Consider the following 17,752-nt stretch of genomic DNA (forward strand, 5'->3'; position numbering starts at 1 on the left):
GCCCAAGGGTAGTGCCTATCGGTACCCGGCGAGGCCCTCGTACGCGAAGGTCCCGGTCACCACCAGCCGGTGGCGGGCCCCATCTGACGGGCCAGTTCGCCGGACGCGGAGCGCACCCAGGAGCCGGACAGGTGGTGGGAGTCGTGGTAGACGATCACGTTGCCCACCACGGCGGGGCAGACCTCGGGATCACACAGCCCGTCGGTGAGGTCGAGCAGTCGCACGGAGTCGAGGCCGGCGCCGGCGAGCGCGGCGGGGTTGACGGGGGAGATGGAGCGCTCGCGAGGCATGCCGCACTCGGCCGGGGTGCCGCCGTCGCCGAGGCAGTCGGAGGCGCGGATCGGGCCGCGGCCGCGGTTGAGCCACGGGGTGTCGCGGATGGCGATGACCCCGATGCCCTGCTCGCCGAGCGCGCGCCACAGGTCGACGTACTGGCGGGGGGTGACGTCGGGTCCCACGACGCCGACGGGTCGGGTGGCGGTGGTGAAGACGAAGTCCGGGTCCAGCCCGACGAGCGCCGCCAGCGCCTCGGGGGTCCACTCGGCGCAGCTCTCGTAGAGCTGTTCGCCGCCGTCGGAGACCGTGGCGTCCAGGGTGAGGGGGCAGCCCATCTTGAGGACGGTGACCACGCGGAAGCCGTAGTGCCGACCGACCTCGTCGAGGCCGCTGATCCAGTGCTCGGCGTGGGAGCCGCCGGTGAGCGCGATGGTGCGGGGCGAGGTGACGTCGCCGTAGACGCACATCTCCACCTCGGAGGACTCGAAGGTCGAGATGCAGCCGTCCATGGTGCTGGCGGGCAGGTCGTTGCCCACCTGGAGCAGGGAGGGGACGTACGCGACGTCGTCGGGCGCGGGGACTCCCTCGAGGAACGCCCGCGCGCCGGGGTGGTCCGGGTCGGTGAGGGAGTCGACGTAGGGGACGGCCGAGCGGGAACCGGAGGTGGCGCCCCACCAGCCGACGGTGGCCACGCTGGCGACGGCGGCGACGACGACGAGGACGCTCGCGCGGACGAACAGTCTCTGCTCCCGGGGCGAGCGTTCCGGGCCGCCCCGGAGCCGGTCGCGGGCGGCGGCCGCCGGGGTGGTGCGTCCCCGGGCCCGGCTGGCCATCCGCACCGGTCGCTCGATGTATTTCTCCGTGAGAAGCGCCAGCACGATCGACACGGCGATGATCACCAGGCCGGAGGCGAGCGTGATCTCGGCCTCGCGGTCGTGGGAGAGCCACAGGATGAGCAGCGGCCAGTGCCACAGGTAGAGCGAGTAGGAGATGTCCCCGAGGCGCCGGAACAGCCGGCCGGACAGCAGCCAGGTGATGGGGTCCCGGGCCGGGGTGGCGCGCAGGCCGGGCGGGAGGTTGCCGCCGAGGATGATGAGCAGCGCGCCGCCGATGGGGTACCAGGCCAGCGGGCCGGGGAAGTGGCCCGCGCCGTCGAAGAGGAATCCGGTGCTCACCACCAGGAAGAGGCCGGTGGCGGTGGTGAGCAGGCGGAGGGGCCAGGGCAGGACGATCCCGGCCAGGACGATCGCCGCCAGGCCGCCGACGAGCAGCTCCCACATGCGGGCGCCGGTGTCGTAGTAGTTCCACGACTGGTTGGCGGACTGTCCGAGCACGGCCCACCACGCCGATGTGGCGGTGCCCGCGGCCACGATGCCGACGAGGACCCACTTGGGGGTGCCGCGGCGGACGAGCCGACGCCACAGCAGGCTCACGCCGAGGACCACCACCAGGGCCACCAGGTAGAACTGGCCCTGGACGGACATCGACCACAGGTGCTGCAGTGGCGAGATGGTCGCGTCGGCGGCCGCGTAGTCCGAGGCGGTGAGCGCCAGTTCCCAGTTCTGGTAGTACAGCAGCGAGGCCACGGTCTGCTCGAAGATCGCCGACCACTGGGTGGGCGGCTTGACGAGCACGGTGCCGAGGACGGTCGCGGCGACCGTCACCACCAGCGCCGGGTACAGCCTGCGGACCAGGCGCTTGAGGTGCGGCAGCGGGTTGAGGGGCGTGTCCGGGTCGCCGGCGCCGCGCAGGAGCGAGCCGAGGAAGAAGAACCCGGACAGGGTGAGGAACACGTCGACGCCGCCGGAGACGCGGCCCATCCAGATGTGGAACACCACGACCAGTGCGATCGCGAGGCCGCGCAGGCCGTCGATGTCGTGCCGGTAGGCCTTCGTCCCGCGGCGCCGGGGGGCGGGCGCGGGAGCAGGGGTGGAGGCCACTGGCTGATACTTCCTGACGTCTTGTCCGGGGGTCGCGGATGGCCCCGGCCCGGCATCCGGGCGCCACGCCGGGGGGAGCGGAGCCGGGTCCGATTACACCACAGCGGGTCGGCGTCACCGCCGTTGGTACAGTCGGGCCGCATGACCGGCCCGTCGTCGTCAGGTGTCGTGCGTTCGTCCGACCGCACGCCCGGCACCGCCCCACGCGCGGCGGGCACACTCTTGGGCGTCGTCGCCCCGTTTCTCGCGGCATTGACGCTGTGGGCCGTCGCGGCCCCCCGCTCGGAGCTTCTGTCCGTCGGCGGCGGACGCGGCCTGCGGCTGACCGATTCGGGGGCGGACGGTGGCAGCCAGTTGCTCACGCTCGTCGTGCTCACCGGCTCCGCCACGGTGTGCGCGGTGCTCGTGCTCTGGCACCGACATCCCCGCCTGCGGCGGCCGGGAGGCGTGCCCGCGCTCGCGCTCGTGCCCGGGCTGGCGGCGACGACGGCCGCGATGTCCGCGTCCCCGGTGGCCGGGGTGCTCGCGGCGCCGCCGGAGGACGCCCCGTACGGGCAGGTGGTGCGTCAGGCCCCGGCGGCGGGGGAGCTCTTCTACGACCGGATGATCTACGGCCTGTCCGGCCCGGCGTGGGACTGGTTCCCTCCCGGCGTCGGCTGGCTGGCCCTGGGGACGATGATCGCGGCGTTCACGGTCGCCGCCCTGGCGTACCTCGACCCGTCGGCGGACCTGCACGCCGACTGACGGGACTCACCACCCGCTGCCGGTCGGCGGGCGCAGGGTGGCGAACTGGTCGGTGATGCGCAGTCGCCTCTCGGCGAACCGGTACAGCCCCGCCGGCCGCCCGCCCGACGGGCCCGGGGGAGCGCTGCGCCCGCACGCCTCGAGCTCGCGGCGGCGGGTCAGGACGCGCTGGAGGTTGGTCGGGTCCACCGGGTGCCCGAGCGCGGCCGCGTAGAGCTGCGCGAGGAAGGACAGCGTGAACTCCTCGGGCGCGAGGGCGAAGCCGAGGTTGGAGTAGGACAGTTTGGCCGCCAGGCGGTCGCGGGCCAGTGCGACGATGCCCGCGTGGTCGTAGACCGTGTCGGGCAGCTCGTCCACGCGGAACCACGCGGTGTCGTCGGGCAGGGCCGGCGCGGCGTCGCAGGGCAGCACGCCGAGGAAGCCGGAGGCGAACACGCGCCGGCCGGGGACGCGGGCCGGGTCGGAGAAATCGGCGACCGGTTCGAGGTGGCTCAGTGACCGCACGTCGACCTTCTCGGCGAGCTGCCGGGTGGCGGAGGCGCGCAGGTCCTCGTCGTCACGGACCTCGCCGCCCGGGAGCGCCCACCGGCCGGCGGCGGGCCCCAGGGAGTGTTGCCAGAGCAGCACGTGGAGGGCGGGTGTCGAGGCCTCGGAGACCGGCCGCACCTGGCTCACCACGACGAGCACCTCGTGACCGGTGTTACACTCCTTCATGTATTCGATCATAAGTCGAAAACGTCCCCGGGCGGTTGCCGGAGGGCGCCGTGAGACTTCACCCGGGAGGGGGCAGCGTTGAGCACTGCCACAGGACACAGCACGACGGTCGCGCCGCGGCCCGGCACCACGATCGGGCGGCTCGACTCGCCGCTCGCCGCGAGGATCCGTCACGACGGCTCCGTGTACACGGGCGTCGAGCCGGACGCCGAGTGGGCCTCGGAGATCCGCCGCCTCGCCGCCGAGCGGGACGCGGTGATCCTCGCGCACAACTACGAGATCCCCGCCATCCAGGACATCGCCCACCACGTCGGTGACTCGCTGGCCCTGTCGCGGATCGCGGCGGCCGTCGAGCAGTCGACGATCGTGTTCTGCGGCGTGCACTTCATGGCCGAGACCGCCAAGATCCTCTCGCCCGACAAGACCGTCCTCATCCCTGACGAGGCCGCGGGCTGCTCGCTGGCCGACTCCATCACCGCCGAGCAGCTGGCCGAGTGGAAGTCCGAGCACCCGGACGCCGTCGTGGTCTCCTACGTCAACACCACCGCGGCGGTCAAAGCGCTCACCGACATCTGCTGCACCAGCTCCAACGCCGTGGACGTGGTCGCCTCGATCGACCCCGACCGCGAGGTGCTCTTCCTGCCAGACCAGTTCCTCGGCGCGCACGTGCGGCGCAAGACCGGTCGCGACAACGTCCTCGTGTGGGCGGGCGAGTGCCACGTCCACGCCGCGATCAACGGCGACCAGCTCACGGCCAAGGCCGGCGCCCACCCGGGCGCGGAGCTCTTCGTCCACCCCGAGTGCGGCTGCGCGACCAGCGCGCTGCACCTGGCCACCGAGGGCGCGGTGCCCGCCGATCAGGTCAAGATCCTGTCCACCGGCGGCATGATCGACGCCGCCCGTGCCTCGGGCGCCCGCGAGGTGCTCGTGGCGACGGAGGTCGGCATGATCCACCAGCTGCGCAAGGCCGCCCCGGAGATCGACTTCCTGCCGGTCAACGACCAGGCCAGCTGCCCGTACATGAAGATGATCACCCCGGCCGCGTTGCTACGCGCCCTCGTCGAGGGCGCCGACGAGGTCCACGTCGACCCCGTGACCGCCGAGGCCGCGCGCGGGTCGGTCGAGCGGATGATCGCGATCGGCAACCCGGGGTCCGGGGAGTGAGCCGCCCGGGCGTGTCGGGCGGCGTGTCGGACCGCGGAACGGTGGCGAGCGGTGCAGCCGGGGTCGACGACGACGAGTTCTTCGACCCCGACACCCGTGCGGACGCGGTGCTCGCGATCCGTCGCGCGCTCGAGGAGGACCTGCGATACGGCCCGGACGCCACCTCGCTGGCCACGGTGCCGGCCGATGCCCGGGCGACCGCGCGGCTGGCGACTCGCGCAGACGGCGTCGTGGCGGGCCTGCCGCTGATCGAGATGGTGTTGGACGAGGTGATCGGCCGGGGCACGGGCGGCTCGTCCGGCGAGAGCGGCCCCGGGTTCTCCGTGACCCTCCACGCCCGCGACGGCGACCGCGTGGCGGCCGGCGACGTCGTGGCCGAGATCAGCGCGCCCACCCTCGGGCTGCTCACCGCCGAGCGCACGGTGCTCAACCTGGTGTGCCACCTGTCCGGGGTCGCCACCGCCACCCGCGCGTGGGCCGACGAACTCGCCGGAACGAACTGCGCGGTCCGCGACACGCGTAAGACGATGCCCGGAATGCGGCTGCTGCAGAAGTACGCGATGCGGTGCGGCGGCGGGGTCAACCACCGCCTGGGCCTGGGCGACGCGGTACTGGTCAAGGACAACCACGTCGTCGCCGCCGGTGGGGTCCTCCCGGCGCTGACGGCGGTCCGCGAGCGCTTCCCGGAGCTACCGTGCGAGGTCGAGGTGGACTCCCTGGAGCAGCTCGACCAGATGCTGGCCGCGGGCGTCGACCTGGTGCTGCTGGACAACTTCCCGGTGTGGCAGACGCAGATCGCGGTGCAGCGCCGCGACAAGGTCTCGCCGAGGACCCGACTGGAGTCCAGCGGCGGGCTCGCTCTCGACGTGGCCGCCGACTACGCACGCTGCGGCGTCGACTATCTCGCGGTCGGGGGGCTTACCCATTCTGTCGCTGTGCTGGACCTCGGCCTGGACCTGTGAGGTCCGCCCCACGGGGGCGTTCGGGCTCGGGCGCGAGACGGCAGGCCGCGTAAAGTCGTCTGCCATGACGGGGTTCTGGGACTCAGGCGAGAAGAGCACGGCGGCGGAGCGACGACTGCAGCGGATGGAGGAGGCCCGGCGCCGCGTCGAGGCCGGGGAGAACACCTCACCGCCCCCGCCCGCCGCGCCCGCCAAGGCCTCCCGCACCCGGTCCGCCCGCGCGCCGAAGGCCGCGACCGTCGATCCCCTGTCGGTGTCCGGCGCGCAGTTCGCGGTGTGGCGCAGTGTGCAGCACTTCTGCATCACCGACTCGACGCCCGACGCCCGCGGCGGGAACCTCGACCTGCTGGTCGCGTGGTCGGACTCCATCCAGCCGTTCCGCCTCCGCCAGCGGATCGTCGCCCGCCTGGACGACGAGGGCGCCTGGTTGCCGGTGTGCTACGCCAAGGACGGTTCCCGCGAACCCATCACCCAGGCGCAGGCCGAGCGGTACAGGGAGGCCCGCCTCGGGGAGGCGACCCTGTCCGGCGGGGCGCAGAAGCCGCTCAAGGACACCGACCACCCGGACGAGACCGTCACCCTGTAAAGCACCCCGCAGGTTTCGGTTCCGCCGGCGGGGGCGGTCAGCGGTCGGCGAGCGAGAACCGCCGCCCCTCCGGCTGCGGGCCCGTCGCGACGACGACCTCCTCGGCCCCGGCCTTCGCGGCCGCCGCGTCGGTGGTCTCCTTGGCGGCGGTGACCTCGTCGTCGTCCTGGTCTCCCGCAGGGTCCCCCTCGCCAGTGGCGCGAACCATCTCACCGTCGCCGGGCAGCGGTTCGACCGCCACGATCGTCCCCTCGTCGAGCAGCGCGATGATCGCCATGCGCGCGGCGCGGGCATAGCGCAGGTTCCGCAGGGCGGGCGTGTCGGTCTCGGGGGCGGACGGGTCGACGTCGACCAGCCGCAGCGGCTCGCCCGAGTGGGCGTCGTACGCCTCGCACACCGACTCGATCAGCTCGTCGAGTCCCAGGCTGTCGCGCTCGCCGAGCTTGTCCACAATGATCATGCGGGCCCGCTCCAACGCGGGCTGCTCGGGATCGGTGGCGGCGTCGATGGCGGTCCGGATGTCGTCGAGAGTGGGCATGCCCCGAGAGTGCCAGCCCGCACGGCGATCCGCAGCCGGTACACGGCCGGTGCGCGGCCGGTGCGCGCGTCAGCACGGCCGGTGCGCGTCCAGTACCTCCGGCACGACCGTGACCACGACGTCCTCGATCTTCCAGCTCAGCGCCGCCAGCCCCCGCCGGACCTCCGACAGCCGCTCGACGGTGACCTCCCGGCCCTCGGCGGGGACGAGGAAGGCCTCCACGTGGAAGACGTGCCCCTCGTCACGCACGCGCGCGCCGCGGTCCACCGCCCAGTCGACCTCGGCCAGCAGTCCGTCGATCTCGTAGACGAGCGGGTGGGGGTCGGTGCCGTCGAAGCGGGTGGGGCGCGCGTCGGCCAGCCCCTCGATCGCGCCGCGCAGGTTGGACCAGCCGTCGCTGACGATCGACACGCTCACCACTAGCGCCGCGACCGCGTCCGCCCACCACAGCCCCAGGCCGATCCCGAACACCCCGACGATCGTGGCCAGACCGGTCTTCCAGTCGGCGCGGTTCATGGCGGCGTCGGCGTAGAGCACCTTGTCGTGCAGCGCCTCGGCCGGTGCGAGCTTCATCCGGCCGAGGATGAACGGCCCGATGACCGACAGCGCCATCACCACCACCATCAGCCACCCGGACCAGATGACGTGCCCGCCGGTTCCACCACCCCCAGCGGGGGACGCTCGCCGGTGATCAGCCCGGTGCCCGAGTCGACGATGAGGAACACGCCCATGACCAGAAGCGACACGCCGGCCACGAGGTGCCCGATGTCGACCGCCCGGTGATGCCCGTACGGGAACCGCGCGCTCGGCGGGATCCTGGACACGCGTACGGCCACGAGGAACGCGATCGGCGGCAGGAAGGACAGCGAGTCCTCGATCCACGCCGCCTTCATCGCCTGCGACTGGCCCGACACCGCGTACACGGCCGCGACCGTCACGGCGAGAACGGCGAGGGTCACCCACTCCAGCCGGATCGCGCGTCGCAGTGCGGCCTGCTGCTCCTCGGGTAGGTCCCGACCTCCGAGCGCCGTCTTCCCGCTCATGACGCTTCCCCGCTCACGACGCCTCCCCGGTGCCGGCGAGGTACGTCTCCAACGCCACGAGCAGGGCGTTCTCGCCGAGCGGCGTGGCCATCACCATCTGCTCGGTGTCGCCGTCCGGTGTGACCTCATCGGCGTAGGGTCGGGTCACCGCCGCCTCGGACTCCCACGGCGTATCGGACGTCAGCCCGCCGACGACCACGTCGAGATCGCCGCGGACCATCGCCATCACGAGTTCGCTCTCCGCACCGGGGATCCATTCCACGTCGGCTCCGTGCTCGGTGGCGAACCCACGCACCAGGTCGACCTCCCGCCCGGCGACGCGCCCGTCGTCGTACACCTCGGTCCACGGCGGGTTCTCCGACACGCCCACGCGTAGCACGCCCCCGGTGATCCGGTCGAGGCTGCCGTCGGTATCCCTGGGGAACGGTCCGCCGCACGCGGCGGTCAGGGCGCCGGTGAGGGCGAGGAGGTATACGACGACGAGCGCGTTCCGACCCCCGACCCGGCGCGACCGGCCGACCGGGAACCCGCGCTGCCGGACCTGCATGACTGACACCCTCCCGACGTCCTGCTCAGGACGAGAGTTCCACCAGGATCCCCGGCACCTCGGGGAGCAGCTCGCGGGCGAGGAAGCCGGTGGGGCCGGTCCGGGCGGACAGGCGCTCTCCGGCCCGGCCGTGACTGTAGGTGGCCCACGCGGCGGCCTGTGCCGGATCCGCCCCTCGGGCCAACAGCCCGGCGATGATGCCGGCCTTGACGTCACCGGAGCCGGAGACGCCGAGTCCGAACGATCCTGACTCGTCCCGCCAGAGACGGCCGTCCGGGGCGGCGATCCACGAGGTCGAGGTGCCGGACACGACGACCGCGCGGGCGCGTTGCGCGAGTTCGGTGACGTGCGCGGGCGTGTCGGCCTCCACGTCGTCCTGGTCGACCCCCAGGGTGCGAGAGAGCTCCTTGGGGTTCGGACTGAGGACCACGCGGCCGCCGAGGTGCTCGAGGCCGTCGGGGTGCTCGGTGATGTACGCCATGCCGAGCGCGTCCAGCACCAGGGTGGTCTCCAGCCGGGGGAGCACCTCTTCGAGTAGGTCTGTCGCGGCGGTCGTGTCCCCGATGCCGGGGCCGAGGACCACGGCGTCGCAGGACTTCGCGAGCCCGATGATCGTCTCGGCGCCCACCGCCGCGAGCTCCCCGTCCTCGCGTTCGGGCAGCCCGACGGCCTTGGATTCGGGGATGTGGATCGCCAGTCCGGGCGCGACCGACTCGGCCGTGACGATCTGCAACTTGCCCGCGCCGCTGCGAAGCGCGCCCTCGCCGGCCAGTCTCACCGCCCCCGGGGTGGCCCGACTGCCGCCCACGACGATCACCCGTCCGCGGCCCTCCTTGCCCCCGCCGGGCGCGGGCAGTGGCCAGTCCCGCAGGAGGTGAGGCGTGAGGACCGTCTCGGCCCCGCTCGCACCACCGGATCCGCCGCCCGTCATGTCGCCGCCCGTCATGTCGCCGCCTCCTCCTGCGTCGTCGGCGTCTCATGCGTCGTCGGCGCATCCGCGCGCTCTACAGCTGTCGTGTCAGCGTAGTGCTCGAGTGTGAGTTGGTCGTCGGCGCGCCGGTAGGTCGTCACCGAGCAGTTGGGCAGCGGGTCCTCGCGGTCGATCGTCAGCACGTCGTGCTCGGCCATCCGCTCGAGGGCCACGCGGAAGCACATGATGACCGCCTGGTGGCTGAACACGCATACCCGCTCGCCGGCGTATTGCTGGCGCAGGTCGGTGAGCAGGTAGCGCACACGCAGCAGCACGTCGGTCCAGCTCTCGCCACCGGGCGGCCGGTAGTAGAACTTGCCGATCCGGTCCCGCCGCTCGGCCTCCTCCGGATAACGCTCTCGGATCCCCCCACCGGTGTAACCGTCCAGGATCCCCAGATCGCGCTCCCGCAGGCGCTCGTCGGTGAGCAGAGTCGGCGCGCCCGCCGCCCCGCCCGCCGCCTCGAGTGTGAGGGACGCGGTGTCGGCCGCCCGGCGGTACGGCGAGGTCAACCACACGGTGGGCCGGAGCTCCTCCGGCAGCTCGCCGAGCCAGGCGCCCACCGCGCGGGCCTGGCCGACCCCGGCCTCCGACAGCGGGGTGTCGGCGTCGCGGTAGTCCAGGTCGAGGCGGTGGGCGCCAGCGGCGCGGGCTCGGTCGTCGGCGACGTTGCCGATGCTCTGTCCGTGGCGGATCAGCAGGAGCCGCGCGAGTTCTGTCACGGTTCGAGGACCACCTTCACCGCGCCGTCCTGCTTCTTCTGGAACATCTCGTACGCGCGCGGGGCGTCCGCCAGCGGCAGCCGGTGGGTGGCGAAGTCGTCGACGCCCAGCGGGTCCTCGTCGGTCAGCAGCGGCATGATGTCGGGCACCCACCGCTTGACGTTGGCCTGGCCCATCTTCAGCGTGATCTGCTTGTCGAACAGCGTCAGCATGGGCAGGGGATCGGCGCTGCCGCCGTACACGCCGGAGAGCGAGATGGTCCCGCCGCGGCGCACGATGTCGATCGCCGAGTAGAACGCGTCGAGCCGGTCGACGCCGGCGTTCTCCATCACCTTCTTGCCGAGGAACTTGGGCAGCATCCCCACGGCCGCGTGTGCGGCACTGGCGGCCGGGGAACCGTGCGCCTCCATGCCCACGGCGTCCACCACCGAGTCCGGGCCGCGGCCGTCGGTCATGTCGCGGATGACGTCGCCCAGCTCTCCGGGAACGTCGGTCGGGTCGATCACCTCGACGCCGCGGTGCGCCTGGCGTGCGCGTCGCTCCGCGACGGGATCGACGCCGATGACGCGGTGTCCGTGGTGGGCGGCGATCCGGGCCGCCATGTCTCCGATGGGACCGAGTCCCAACACGACGACCGTCCCGCCGTCGGGAATCTCGGCGTAGTCCACCGCCTGCCACGCGGTGGGCAGGACGTCCGAGAGGTAGAGGTAGCGGTCGTCGGCGTGCTCGTGCGGCACCTTGATGGTCGTGTTCTGCGCCTGCGGGACCCGCAGGTACTCGGCCTGGCCGCCGGAAACGCTGCCGTACAACTCGGAGTACCCGAACAGCATCGCACCCATGCCCTGATCACGGACCTGGGTGGTCTCGCACTGGGTGTTCAGTCCCTTGTCGCACATGTAGCAGTGCCCGCACGAGATCTGGAACGGCATGACCACGCGGTCGCCGGGCTTGAGGCCGGTCACCTCGGCGCCGACCTCCTCGACGATCCCCATGGGCTCGTGGCCGAGGATGTCGCCCTCGTGCATGAACGGCCCGAGGACCTCGTACAGATGCAGGTCGGAACCGCAGATGTTGGTGCTGGTGATCTTGACGATCGCGTCGGTGGGCTCCTGGATCCTGGGATCGGGGACGTCCTCGACGCGGACGTCGCGCTTGCCGTGCCAGGTGACTGCCTTCATATTAGGGCTCCTCTCTGGTCGTGCTATGCGCCTTCACGCATACTCCCGACCGTAGTAACGACCCCGTCGGCCCGCATCCGGTGGACGCGCCCGGATGCTCCTATGGATGTCAAGCGGCTTTGTCGAGGTCGGCGGTGGTCGGTGCTTTGGTGGCGGGGTCGCGAGCCTGTAGGTCGTTGATCAGGGCATGGTAGATCTCGCGCGCGATGTGGCGTTTGAGGCAGCGCATGATGTCTTTCTTGGACAGGCCTTGCGCGGTTCGTCGGTCAACGTAGGAGCGGGTGCGTTCGTCCCATCGCATGCGGCTCAGTGCGATGGTATGCAGGGCGTGGTTCGCGGCCCGGTCGCCACCGCGGTTGAGTCGGTGTCGGTCTCGTCGTCCTGAAGAGGCAGGGATCGGGGCCACGCCGCACAGGTGCGCGAACGCCGCTTCGGAGCGCAGCCTGTCTGGGTTGTCGCCCGCGGTGGCCAGAAGCTGCCCGGCGACGTCAGGTCCCACGCCCATGCGGTTCATCAGGGTCGGAGCCGTCTGCGCGGTCAGGGCTTTCAGCTCGACGTCGAGGTCGGCGATCTCCTCACTCAGTGCCAGGATCCGGCGGCTCAGAATGCGTAGTGCCGCCTTGGTCGCGCCGAGGGGACTAGCGAGGTCGCTGGGACGGAACCGGGCGCAGACTGCGGCCAGCTCGCGGGCGGGCAGGCCACGCAACTGGGCTCGCAATTCCTCCGGAGCGGTGATCACCAGCTGCCTGGCCTGGTTGATCGCTTGGGTGCGGGCCTTGACCGCGGAGCGCCGAGGCACACGCAAGGCCCGGACGGCCTCCACGATCCCGTCGCGGGTCTTCGGCACGCCAGTGGCACGCCCGGAGGCGACCGCGGTAGCAGCGGCATAGGCGTCTATCGGGTCGGACTTGCCCTTCATCCGCCGGGTCTTGCGGTCGGGTCGGTCGACTTCGACCACCGGTAGTCCGGCCCGGGCCAGCACCCGAGACAGCTCGGCGCCGTAGGCTCCGGTGCCCTCGACCCCAACGGCCTGCACGGTGCCGTGGCCGCCGAGCCATGAAAGTAGCTGCCGGTACCCGGAACCCGTGGCCGGGAACTCTCGGTCGGCCAGATGCCGCCCGAGGGAGTCGATCACCGCCGCGTGATGGGTCTGGCCATGCGTATCCACTCCGGCGATGACATGCACGTGCTGATCGGACATCATGGTCACTGCTGCCTTTCTCGTTGATCCCGGTGGGGCAGCACGCGCCGGCCAGGCGGGCGGACAAGACAGTGGCGGGGCTTCTGAACCAAGCTCCTATGAGGTCACAAACGCCCGTCCGGTCGCGTGCGTAGCGATCCCCCGAGCGGGCCGACAAATCCGCTTCTAGTCAGCCACCGCGACGGTCAGCCCGTGAGTCAGACCCGCCCGAAGAACCACTACACACATCATCACTGTCAGCCCAGCGCCCGCAGGACGTCCGAGTGCGTCGTCACCTGGTCGGTGAAGGTCGTGACCACCACCTGACGCAGCACCGTGGCGCCGCCGTCCTGCCACACGGTGGCGATCGTCGACGCGGTGAGCTCGTGAGGGCCCACGCGGAACTCGCCGAGGGTGTCCGAGACCAGTCGACCCCGGTCGTCCACCACCCTGTCGGTGGCCCGCACCCGCCAGCGTTCGAGCGTCGCAGCCGTGTCGTCGAGCCGGTCCAGCAGCGTTCCGAGGTCGATCGCGGGACTGATCCGCGCGAGCGAGAGGACAACGGTCGGTTGGAATCCTTGGCGGTACAACCCGGGATGTGCCCAGATCGCGACGTTGCCCACCGGCACGGCCTGTTCGACCAGTCGCCAGCCGGCACCCGGGTCGAGCCCGGCGAGTGAGGCGTCATCCAGCGGCTCGAGGACGCGGTCACCGGCCTCGAGGAACTCTGCGAGCGTCGTCATGGCGTGTCCTTGTCGTCGGCGCGGACGATTTCGCCCGTGGACCGATCCCAACGATCGCCGACGCGCATCGTCCGACGCGTGTTCCAGTCCGGACCCACGAAGAACTCGGCGCACTCGGGAGTGTCCAGCAGTGGCCGGAGCCCGGGGTTCTCCACGAGGAGGTAGATGGCGTTGATAAGCGTGTTCGGCTCGATCTTGTAACCGGAGCAGTCCACGCCGATCACGTCCTGATCGTCGATGCGGAAGAGCATGGTCTTCCTTCTGGTCTCCACTCCTTCGCGAACGAACATCTGGACCCCCGCGCGGAGATTGCGGTGGGAGGGCCGGTGAATCTCGCCGGGGCCCCCGTTCTTGATGTTGGCGTCGCACACGGATCGGAGTGCGGTGACGGAGTCCCACGGGATGGCGGCCTGGAAGTACCCGCGCGTGTAGTGCAGCGCCCCGGGTGTGAAGACGAGCGCGCGACGGTGACCTCCGGCGACGAGGGACCAGCCGACCAAGGCGATGCCCGCCCACCCGATCGCCAGGGCCACGTAGGCCGAGACCTGAGACCAGAGGTTGTCGTAGTCGGGATCGGAGAACCAGCGGATCAGCATCCATGAGCCCAGCGCGATCCCGACCACGAAGGGAATGTGGAGGCGCCAGTGCCCGTATGCGGGAATCGGTGTTCGGGGTTCATCGATCCGGGGTGGAGTCCTGAGGTGGACGAAACCTGTGACGGTCGGAACGAGCACGGCGACCATCGCACTGGACCCAAGATACGCGAGCTCCACGAGGTCGGGCCGCTCGGAGTACGCGGCGCGCACCGGGGTGATGACACCCAGAAACCACCAGACGTCGATCGACGTGGCAGCCCATACGACCTGCCCGGCGTACCAACACAGGGCCGCGAACGCCAGCAGCCACCGAGGGTTCTGGGCGACGCGGTAGGTCCACTCGATGGTCCGGGCGGCAGAGTCCGGTGCCGGTTGGGACATCACCCTCACCCGCCTTGCCGCTGGTCGTCGAATCGGTCGCGGACGTGCGCGGACGCCCTGGCGCTCGCAAACGTGCCGAGGACGATGCCCCCGAGTACGCCGGCCACCGTCCCCGCGCCGGGAACGATGCTTCCGGCCACGCCACCCGCTACGGCGGAACCGACGATGCTCGCCGCGAGCCCCGCTCCGAGACCGGCGCCCTCGGCGGCGAGCGTCTCCGTCAACGGCTCGTCCTCCGGCGCGCCGTACACCCCGGCCACGAAGCTCAGCGCCGACCCGAACGGGCCGAGCCCCTTGGCGACGACTCGGGTGCTGCGCAGTCCGTCGTCGCCGGCCGCGATCGCGGCGGCCAGTGGTTCCGTCATCACCGAGTTCACCACGCCCACGGTGATCGTCTTGGCGTCGACGTTGTTGCTGTGGTCGGCGATGGTCTCATAGAGGCGGGTGAGCGTGTCCGCAGTCTCGACGTCCAGAGAGTCGATCGCACGGAGCGCGTCCTTGATGGTCACTTCGAGCTCTCGGAGTTCTCGCGATCGGGTCGCCTCCATGTCGGGAGGACACACCACGCTTCCGTCCTCCGCGAGGGTCGCCCCCTGTCGGAGTACCGCCTCGACGCCCGCCCTCAGCCGATCCCGGTGGATGGCGACGGATCGAGCGAACGACGACAGGGGATTCGCGGTGCTGCGCAGGTCGTCGCCGAGTGCGAATGTGCGCCGACGCAGATCCTGAACCGATGAGCGCGCCGCGTCGACGGACTGACCCTCCATCCCGTCCAGCACCCGCTCCGCATCGTCGCGCAGGCGGGCCGCGACGTCATTCGTCACGGTGATTCCCGCGCGGACCGCGCTGAGGCGCGATTCGGCGTCGTCCACCTGCCACGCTAGTGCGTCGCTGACTCGTATCGGCACCGGTTCACCTCCCGCCGAACATCGCGGCGTTGTGGCCGTCCGCCGTGACGATGACCCCGGTAGCGGTCCGGAGGCGGCCCGCCTCCTCCAACAGGTCGGAGCTCAGCCTGTCGGCCGACTGACTCAGCCGCGCGCCGAGCGTGCTCGCGATAGCCGCGACCCTGCTGCCCCTCAGAACATTCGCCAGCGTGGAGAGGTCGCCCTCCGGGGTGATCCCGCCGATCTGGTCGCCGAATCCGTCCACGCGCCGGGCGAGATTCGTCAGTTCCGCCGGCGTGACATCGAGAGGCCCGGTCATCGTCGCCCCACCGTGGGTTCGACCACCGGCCGCGCCGATTCCCCCTGACGGGCCCGCGTATCCCGGTGGAAGCGGCCTGGTGCTGTGGTGGCGCTCGTCGTCGTCGTACTCATACCTGCGTTCTCATCTCCGCCTCGCTGGTCGTGGTGACGTCTCTGTTGCTGTCGGTGTCGCTGTTGCTGCGGTTCTGTGCGACCTATCCGTGCACCCTGTTCGACGCGCGGGATCGCCGGTTCGGTTCCACGCCTGCGCGGACGCGAAAACGAAGTGTCGCCGCTTCACCGTGGATAAAGTGATCGTCATTCAGGCGGGAGTGGCCGGTTACACGGCCCTGGCGACGGTGGTGGACATGACGAGATCGCCCGGGAACGGCTGGGACACCGATGACTGGCGATACGCGCCGTTCAACGACACCCGGGAGCCGCGTCGGAACACCGCGGTATGGATCCTGGGCGGGATCGTCGTGGTACTGCTCCTCGTGCTCGCAGCGGGGGTCGGCTACCTGGTCGCGGCGCGGGACGATCAGCCCGCCGCTGCACCCGGCGCGACTCCCATCGCTGCTTCCGTGGCGACGGAGAGTCCGGTCGTCCCGTCGACGGAGGCCCCCAGCTCGCCGCTCGCGCCGACTCCACAGGCGGCGCCGGTGGCACCGGGGGCGTCGGCCGCGCCGGAACCCGCCGTGACCGTCGGTGATCTGGGACTCGACACGCCCATGTCTCGACCGGCGTGTGACGGCCGGGGGATCGTCGTCCTCTATTCGGCGGTCACCCCGGGCGCGTACGCCCAGGAGATCGCCTCGGCCTTGGCCAGGTATCCGGGAGCGTCCTACCTACGCACGGACATGGCGTGCCCGTCACTGCGGCCGCGCGACGAGAACGGCAACGTCATCTACGCGGTCTATCGGGCGTCGGGTTACACCCGGCAGGAACTGTGCGCGGATGTCCGCGCGGCGGGGCCCCCGGCCTACGGTCGGTGGCTGGACATCACCAGCGATCCGTCTGTTCTCGTCACCTGCTGACGCCGGCGTGGTGCGCCGACGCCGGGATCACCGGAGGATGAGCGGGATGTGTTGCTCCGCCGCGGTGTTGGCGCCGTGGTGGCCCAGGAGGGACGACTCCATCGGCTCGTGCTCCGACCGCGAGAGGATGACGCCGCCGCTCGCGATGGCGATGACATCACCGAGCCGGTCGGCGTAGGTGCGATCGGGGCCGAAGAGACGCTCGTCAAAGGCCTGCTCGCGGCTGATCACGCGGGCGTGACCGGCCAGTTCGGCTCGCCACGCGTGGAGGACGTCGTCCGCTGCGCCCGGGCGGGCGTACGCGTGACGGACGCGAGCTTCGCCGGCGACGATCTCGACATCGGCGAGGAGTGCGGGCGTGTGGTCGATATCGACGACGGTCTCGGCGTTGACCATTCCGTGGTCCGCGGTGACGATGAGTCTGCAGTCGCGGGGGAGATCGGTGGCGAGGTCGGCGATGAAGGCGTCGACAGCGCGGAGCGACTCCAGCCACTCCGGAGAGCCGGGGCCGTGGATGTGTCCGATGAGGTCGAGGTCGCCGTAGTACGCGTAGACGAAGCGCCTGGATCGCGAGGGGCGGCCCACAGCGTCGATCACTCCCTGCTTCACCTCGTCGAGGGAGACAGCAGAGCGAAAGTCCCCGTCCGCCCGGAAGGCCGCCCGGGTCAGTCCTGATTCGCGGAACTCCTCACGCATCACGTAGGTGACGTCGATGCCGTCTGAGGCGAGATGTTCGAGCAGGCTCGACCGTTGCTGGATTCTCCGCGGTGGGAAGCGATCCATCGCCGACGGCCCGCCCGCCGAGTCGAGGGTCCAGCGCAACGGATTGAACGAGACGGCGGTGTTGTCGGCGTCGTCCGAGATTCGGAAGCTGTACCCCACAATCCCATGCTTGGAACACGGAGCGCCTACGGCGAGGCTCGTCAGGCTGGTCGCGGTCGTCGCCGGGAAGCCCGCGGAGATCATCCGGGAGGACATGGCGGCGAGAGTCGGGGCGTCGGTGGCGTACCGACGGATCAGCTCGGCGCCGAGGCCGTCGACGAGGACCAGGACTGCGTCGTGAGCCGGTGCGATCCCGAGCGGGTTGTGGTGGCCGGAGCCCAGCGACGCAGCGACAGACGGCATGACATCGGCCAGTGAATGGGCGGAGGGCTCGATCGGGATCTCTGTCATGACTTCACCATCCCTCATCCGCCGCTGGTGAGGGCGGTAACCGGCGGCTCACCCGCCGTGGCGACTGCCTC

Annotated in this window: 20 protein-coding genes; 5 read left to right on the plus strand and 15 right to left on the minus strand. The window is 71.1% G+C overall.

The features are described from left to right. Nucleotides 1-56: 56 nt before the first annotated feature. Nucleotides 57-2,216, minus strand: coding sequence for an acyltransferase family protein (locus DCI01S_RS10270; RefSeq protein ID WP_061229127.1), 2,160 nt, complete (start codon nucleotides 2,214-2,216; stop codon nucleotides 57-59). A gap of 141 nt (nucleotides 2,217-2,357) precedes the next feature. Between DCI01S_RS10270 and DCI01S_RS10275 the strand changes: the two genes are divergently transcribed. Continuing rightward, the gene (locus DCI01S_RS10275) at nucleotides 2,358-2,960 is read left to right on the plus strand and encodes a hypothetical protein (protein WP_061229128.1); all 603 of its coding nucleotides are present in this window, start codon (nucleotides 2,358-2,360) and stop codon (nucleotides 2,958-2,960) included. 6 nt (nucleotides 2,961-2,966) lie between these two features. Here DCI01S_RS10275 and DCI01S_RS10280 read toward each other — a convergent pair whose 3' ends face one another. Further along, nucleotides 2,967-3,674: an NUDIX hydrolase gene (locus DCI01S_RS10280; RefSeq protein ID WP_061229144.1), complete on the minus strand. Its 708-nt coding sequence runs from the start codon at nucleotides 3,672-3,674 to the stop codon at nucleotides 2,967-2,969. A 132-nt stretch (nucleotides 3,675-3,806) separates the two neighbouring features. Between DCI01S_RS10280 and nadA the strand changes: the two genes are divergently transcribed. The 3 genes from nadA to DCI01S_RS10295 all read left to right on the plus strand — a co-directional run bounded on the left by nadA (nucleotide 3,807) and on the right by DCI01S_RS10295 (nucleotide 6,386). Beyond that, nucleotides 3,807-4,838, plus strand: a complete 1,032-nt coding sequence (gene nadA, locus DCI01S_RS10285; protein WP_174521550.1) for a quinolinate synthase NadA — start codon at nucleotides 3,807-3,809, stop codon at nucleotides 4,836-4,838. Between the two features lie 41 nt (nucleotides 4,839-4,879). After that, complete coding sequence (nadC, locus tag DCI01S_RS10290; protein ID WP_082767743.1) at nucleotides 4,880-5,800, plus strand: carboxylating nicotinate-nucleotide diphosphorylase; 921 nt, start codon at nucleotides 4,880-4,882, stop codon at nucleotides 5,798-5,800. A 64-nt stretch (nucleotides 5,801-5,864) separates the two neighbouring features. After that, entirely contained in the window at nucleotides 5,865-6,386 is a 522-nt protein-coding gene (locus DCI01S_RS10295; protein WP_061229130.1) for a hypothetical protein, read from the plus strand. Nucleotides 6,387-6,423: 37 nt separating this feature from the next. Here the strand turns inward: DCI01S_RS10295 and DCI01S_RS10300 are convergent, their stop codons facing one another. From DCI01S_RS10300 to DCI01S_RS10350, 12 genes are all read right to left on the minus strand, one after another. Beyond that, the gene (locus tag DCI01S_RS10300; RefSeq protein WP_061229131.1) at nucleotides 6,424-6,924 is read right to left on the minus strand and encodes a hypothetical protein; all 501 of its coding nucleotides are present in this window, start codon (nucleotides 6,922-6,924) and stop codon (nucleotides 6,424-6,426) included. Nucleotides 6,925-6,993: 69 nt separating this feature from the next. Beyond that, nucleotides 6,994-7,536, minus strand: a complete 543-nt coding sequence (locus tag DCI01S_RS18155; RefSeq protein WP_368664637.1) for a cation diffusion facilitator family transporter — start codon at nucleotides 7,534-7,536, stop codon at nucleotides 6,994-6,996. A gap of 11 nt (nucleotides 7,537-7,547) precedes the next feature. After that, a complete protein-coding gene (locus tag DCI01S_RS18160; RefSeq protein WP_368664638.1) occupies nucleotides 7,548-7,967 on the minus strand; it encodes a cation efflux transmembrane domain-containing protein in 420 nt (139 codons plus the stop codon). A 13-nt stretch (nucleotides 7,968-7,980) separates the two neighbouring features. Beyond that, nucleotides 7,981-8,514, minus strand: a complete 534-nt coding sequence (locus DCI01S_RS10310; RefSeq protein ID WP_061229132.1) for a transporter substrate-binding domain-containing protein — start codon at nucleotides 8,512-8,514, stop codon at nucleotides 7,981-7,983. 25 nt (nucleotides 8,515-8,539) lie between these two features. After that, entirely contained in the window at nucleotides 8,540-9,460 is a 921-nt protein-coding gene (locus DCI01S_RS10315; RefSeq protein WP_082767742.1) for an NAD(P)H-hydrate dehydratase, read from the minus strand. Further along, a complete protein-coding gene (locus DCI01S_RS10320; RefSeq protein ID WP_061229133.1) occupies nucleotides 9,457-10,206 on the minus strand; it encodes a histidine phosphatase family protein in 750 nt (249 codons plus the stop codon). Before DCI01S_RS10320 ends, DCI01S_RS10315 begins: the two co-directional genes overlap by 4 nt. Beyond that, nucleotides 10,203-11,384 (minus strand): zinc-dependent alcohol dehydrogenase, encoded by a 1,182-nt coding sequence (locus DCI01S_RS10325; RefSeq protein WP_061229134.1) that lies wholly within the window; start codon nucleotides 11,382-11,384, stop codon nucleotides 10,203-10,205. The genes DCI01S_RS10320 and DCI01S_RS10325 overlap by 4 nt, the downstream gene beginning before the upstream one ends. 109 nt (nucleotides 11,385-11,493) lie before the next feature. Continuing rightward, a complete protein-coding gene (locus DCI01S_RS10330) occupies nucleotides 11,494-12,585 on the minus strand; it encodes an IS110 family RNA-guided transposase (RefSeq protein ID WP_218001317.1) in 1,092 nt (363 codons plus the stop codon). Between the two features lie 236 nt (nucleotides 12,586-12,821). Beyond that, nucleotides 12,822-13,307: a hypothetical protein gene (locus DCI01S_RS10335; protein WP_061229136.1), complete on the minus strand. Its 486-nt coding sequence runs from the start codon at nucleotides 13,305-13,307 to the stop codon at nucleotides 12,822-12,824. Beyond that, nucleotides 13,304-14,284, minus strand: a complete 981-nt coding sequence (locus DCI01S_RS10340; protein ID WP_156482575.1) for a hypothetical protein — start codon at nucleotides 14,282-14,284, stop codon at nucleotides 13,304-13,306. Before DCI01S_RS10340 ends, DCI01S_RS10335 begins: the two co-directional genes overlap by 4 nt. Before the next feature lie 5 nt (nucleotides 14,285-14,289). Next, on the minus strand, nucleotides 14,290-15,192 hold the full coding sequence (locus DCI01S_RS10345) for a hypothetical protein (RefSeq protein WP_153038744.1): 903 nt from the start codon (nucleotides 15,190-15,192) through the stop codon (nucleotides 14,290-14,292). Between the two features lie 4 nt (nucleotides 15,193-15,196). Continuing rightward, entirely contained in the window at nucleotides 15,197-15,490 is a 294-nt protein-coding gene (locus tag DCI01S_RS10350; RefSeq protein WP_061229139.1) for a hypothetical protein, read from the minus strand. A 292-nt stretch (nucleotides 15,491-15,782) separates the two neighbouring features. Between DCI01S_RS10350 and DCI01S_RS10355 the strand changes: the two genes are divergently transcribed. Next, a complete protein-coding gene (locus DCI01S_RS10355; RefSeq protein ID WP_232303116.1) occupies nucleotides 15,783-16,508 on the plus strand; it encodes a serine/threonine protein kinase in 726 nt (241 codons plus the stop codon). A 27-nt stretch (nucleotides 16,509-16,535) separates the two neighbouring features. Here DCI01S_RS10355 and DCI01S_RS10360 read toward each other — a convergent pair whose 3' ends face one another. Next, nucleotides 16,536-17,681, minus strand: coding sequence for an alkaline phosphatase family protein (locus DCI01S_RS10360; RefSeq protein WP_061229140.1), 1,146 nt, complete (start codon nucleotides 17,679-17,681; stop codon nucleotides 16,536-16,538). Between the last annotated feature and the right edge of the window lie 71 nt (nucleotides 17,682-17,752).

Source organism: Dietzia cinnamea NBRC 102147, assembly GCF_001571065.1.
GTDB classification, from domain to species: Bacteria; Actinomycetota; Actinomycetes; order Mycobacteriales; family Mycobacteriaceae; genus Dietzia; species Dietzia cinnamea.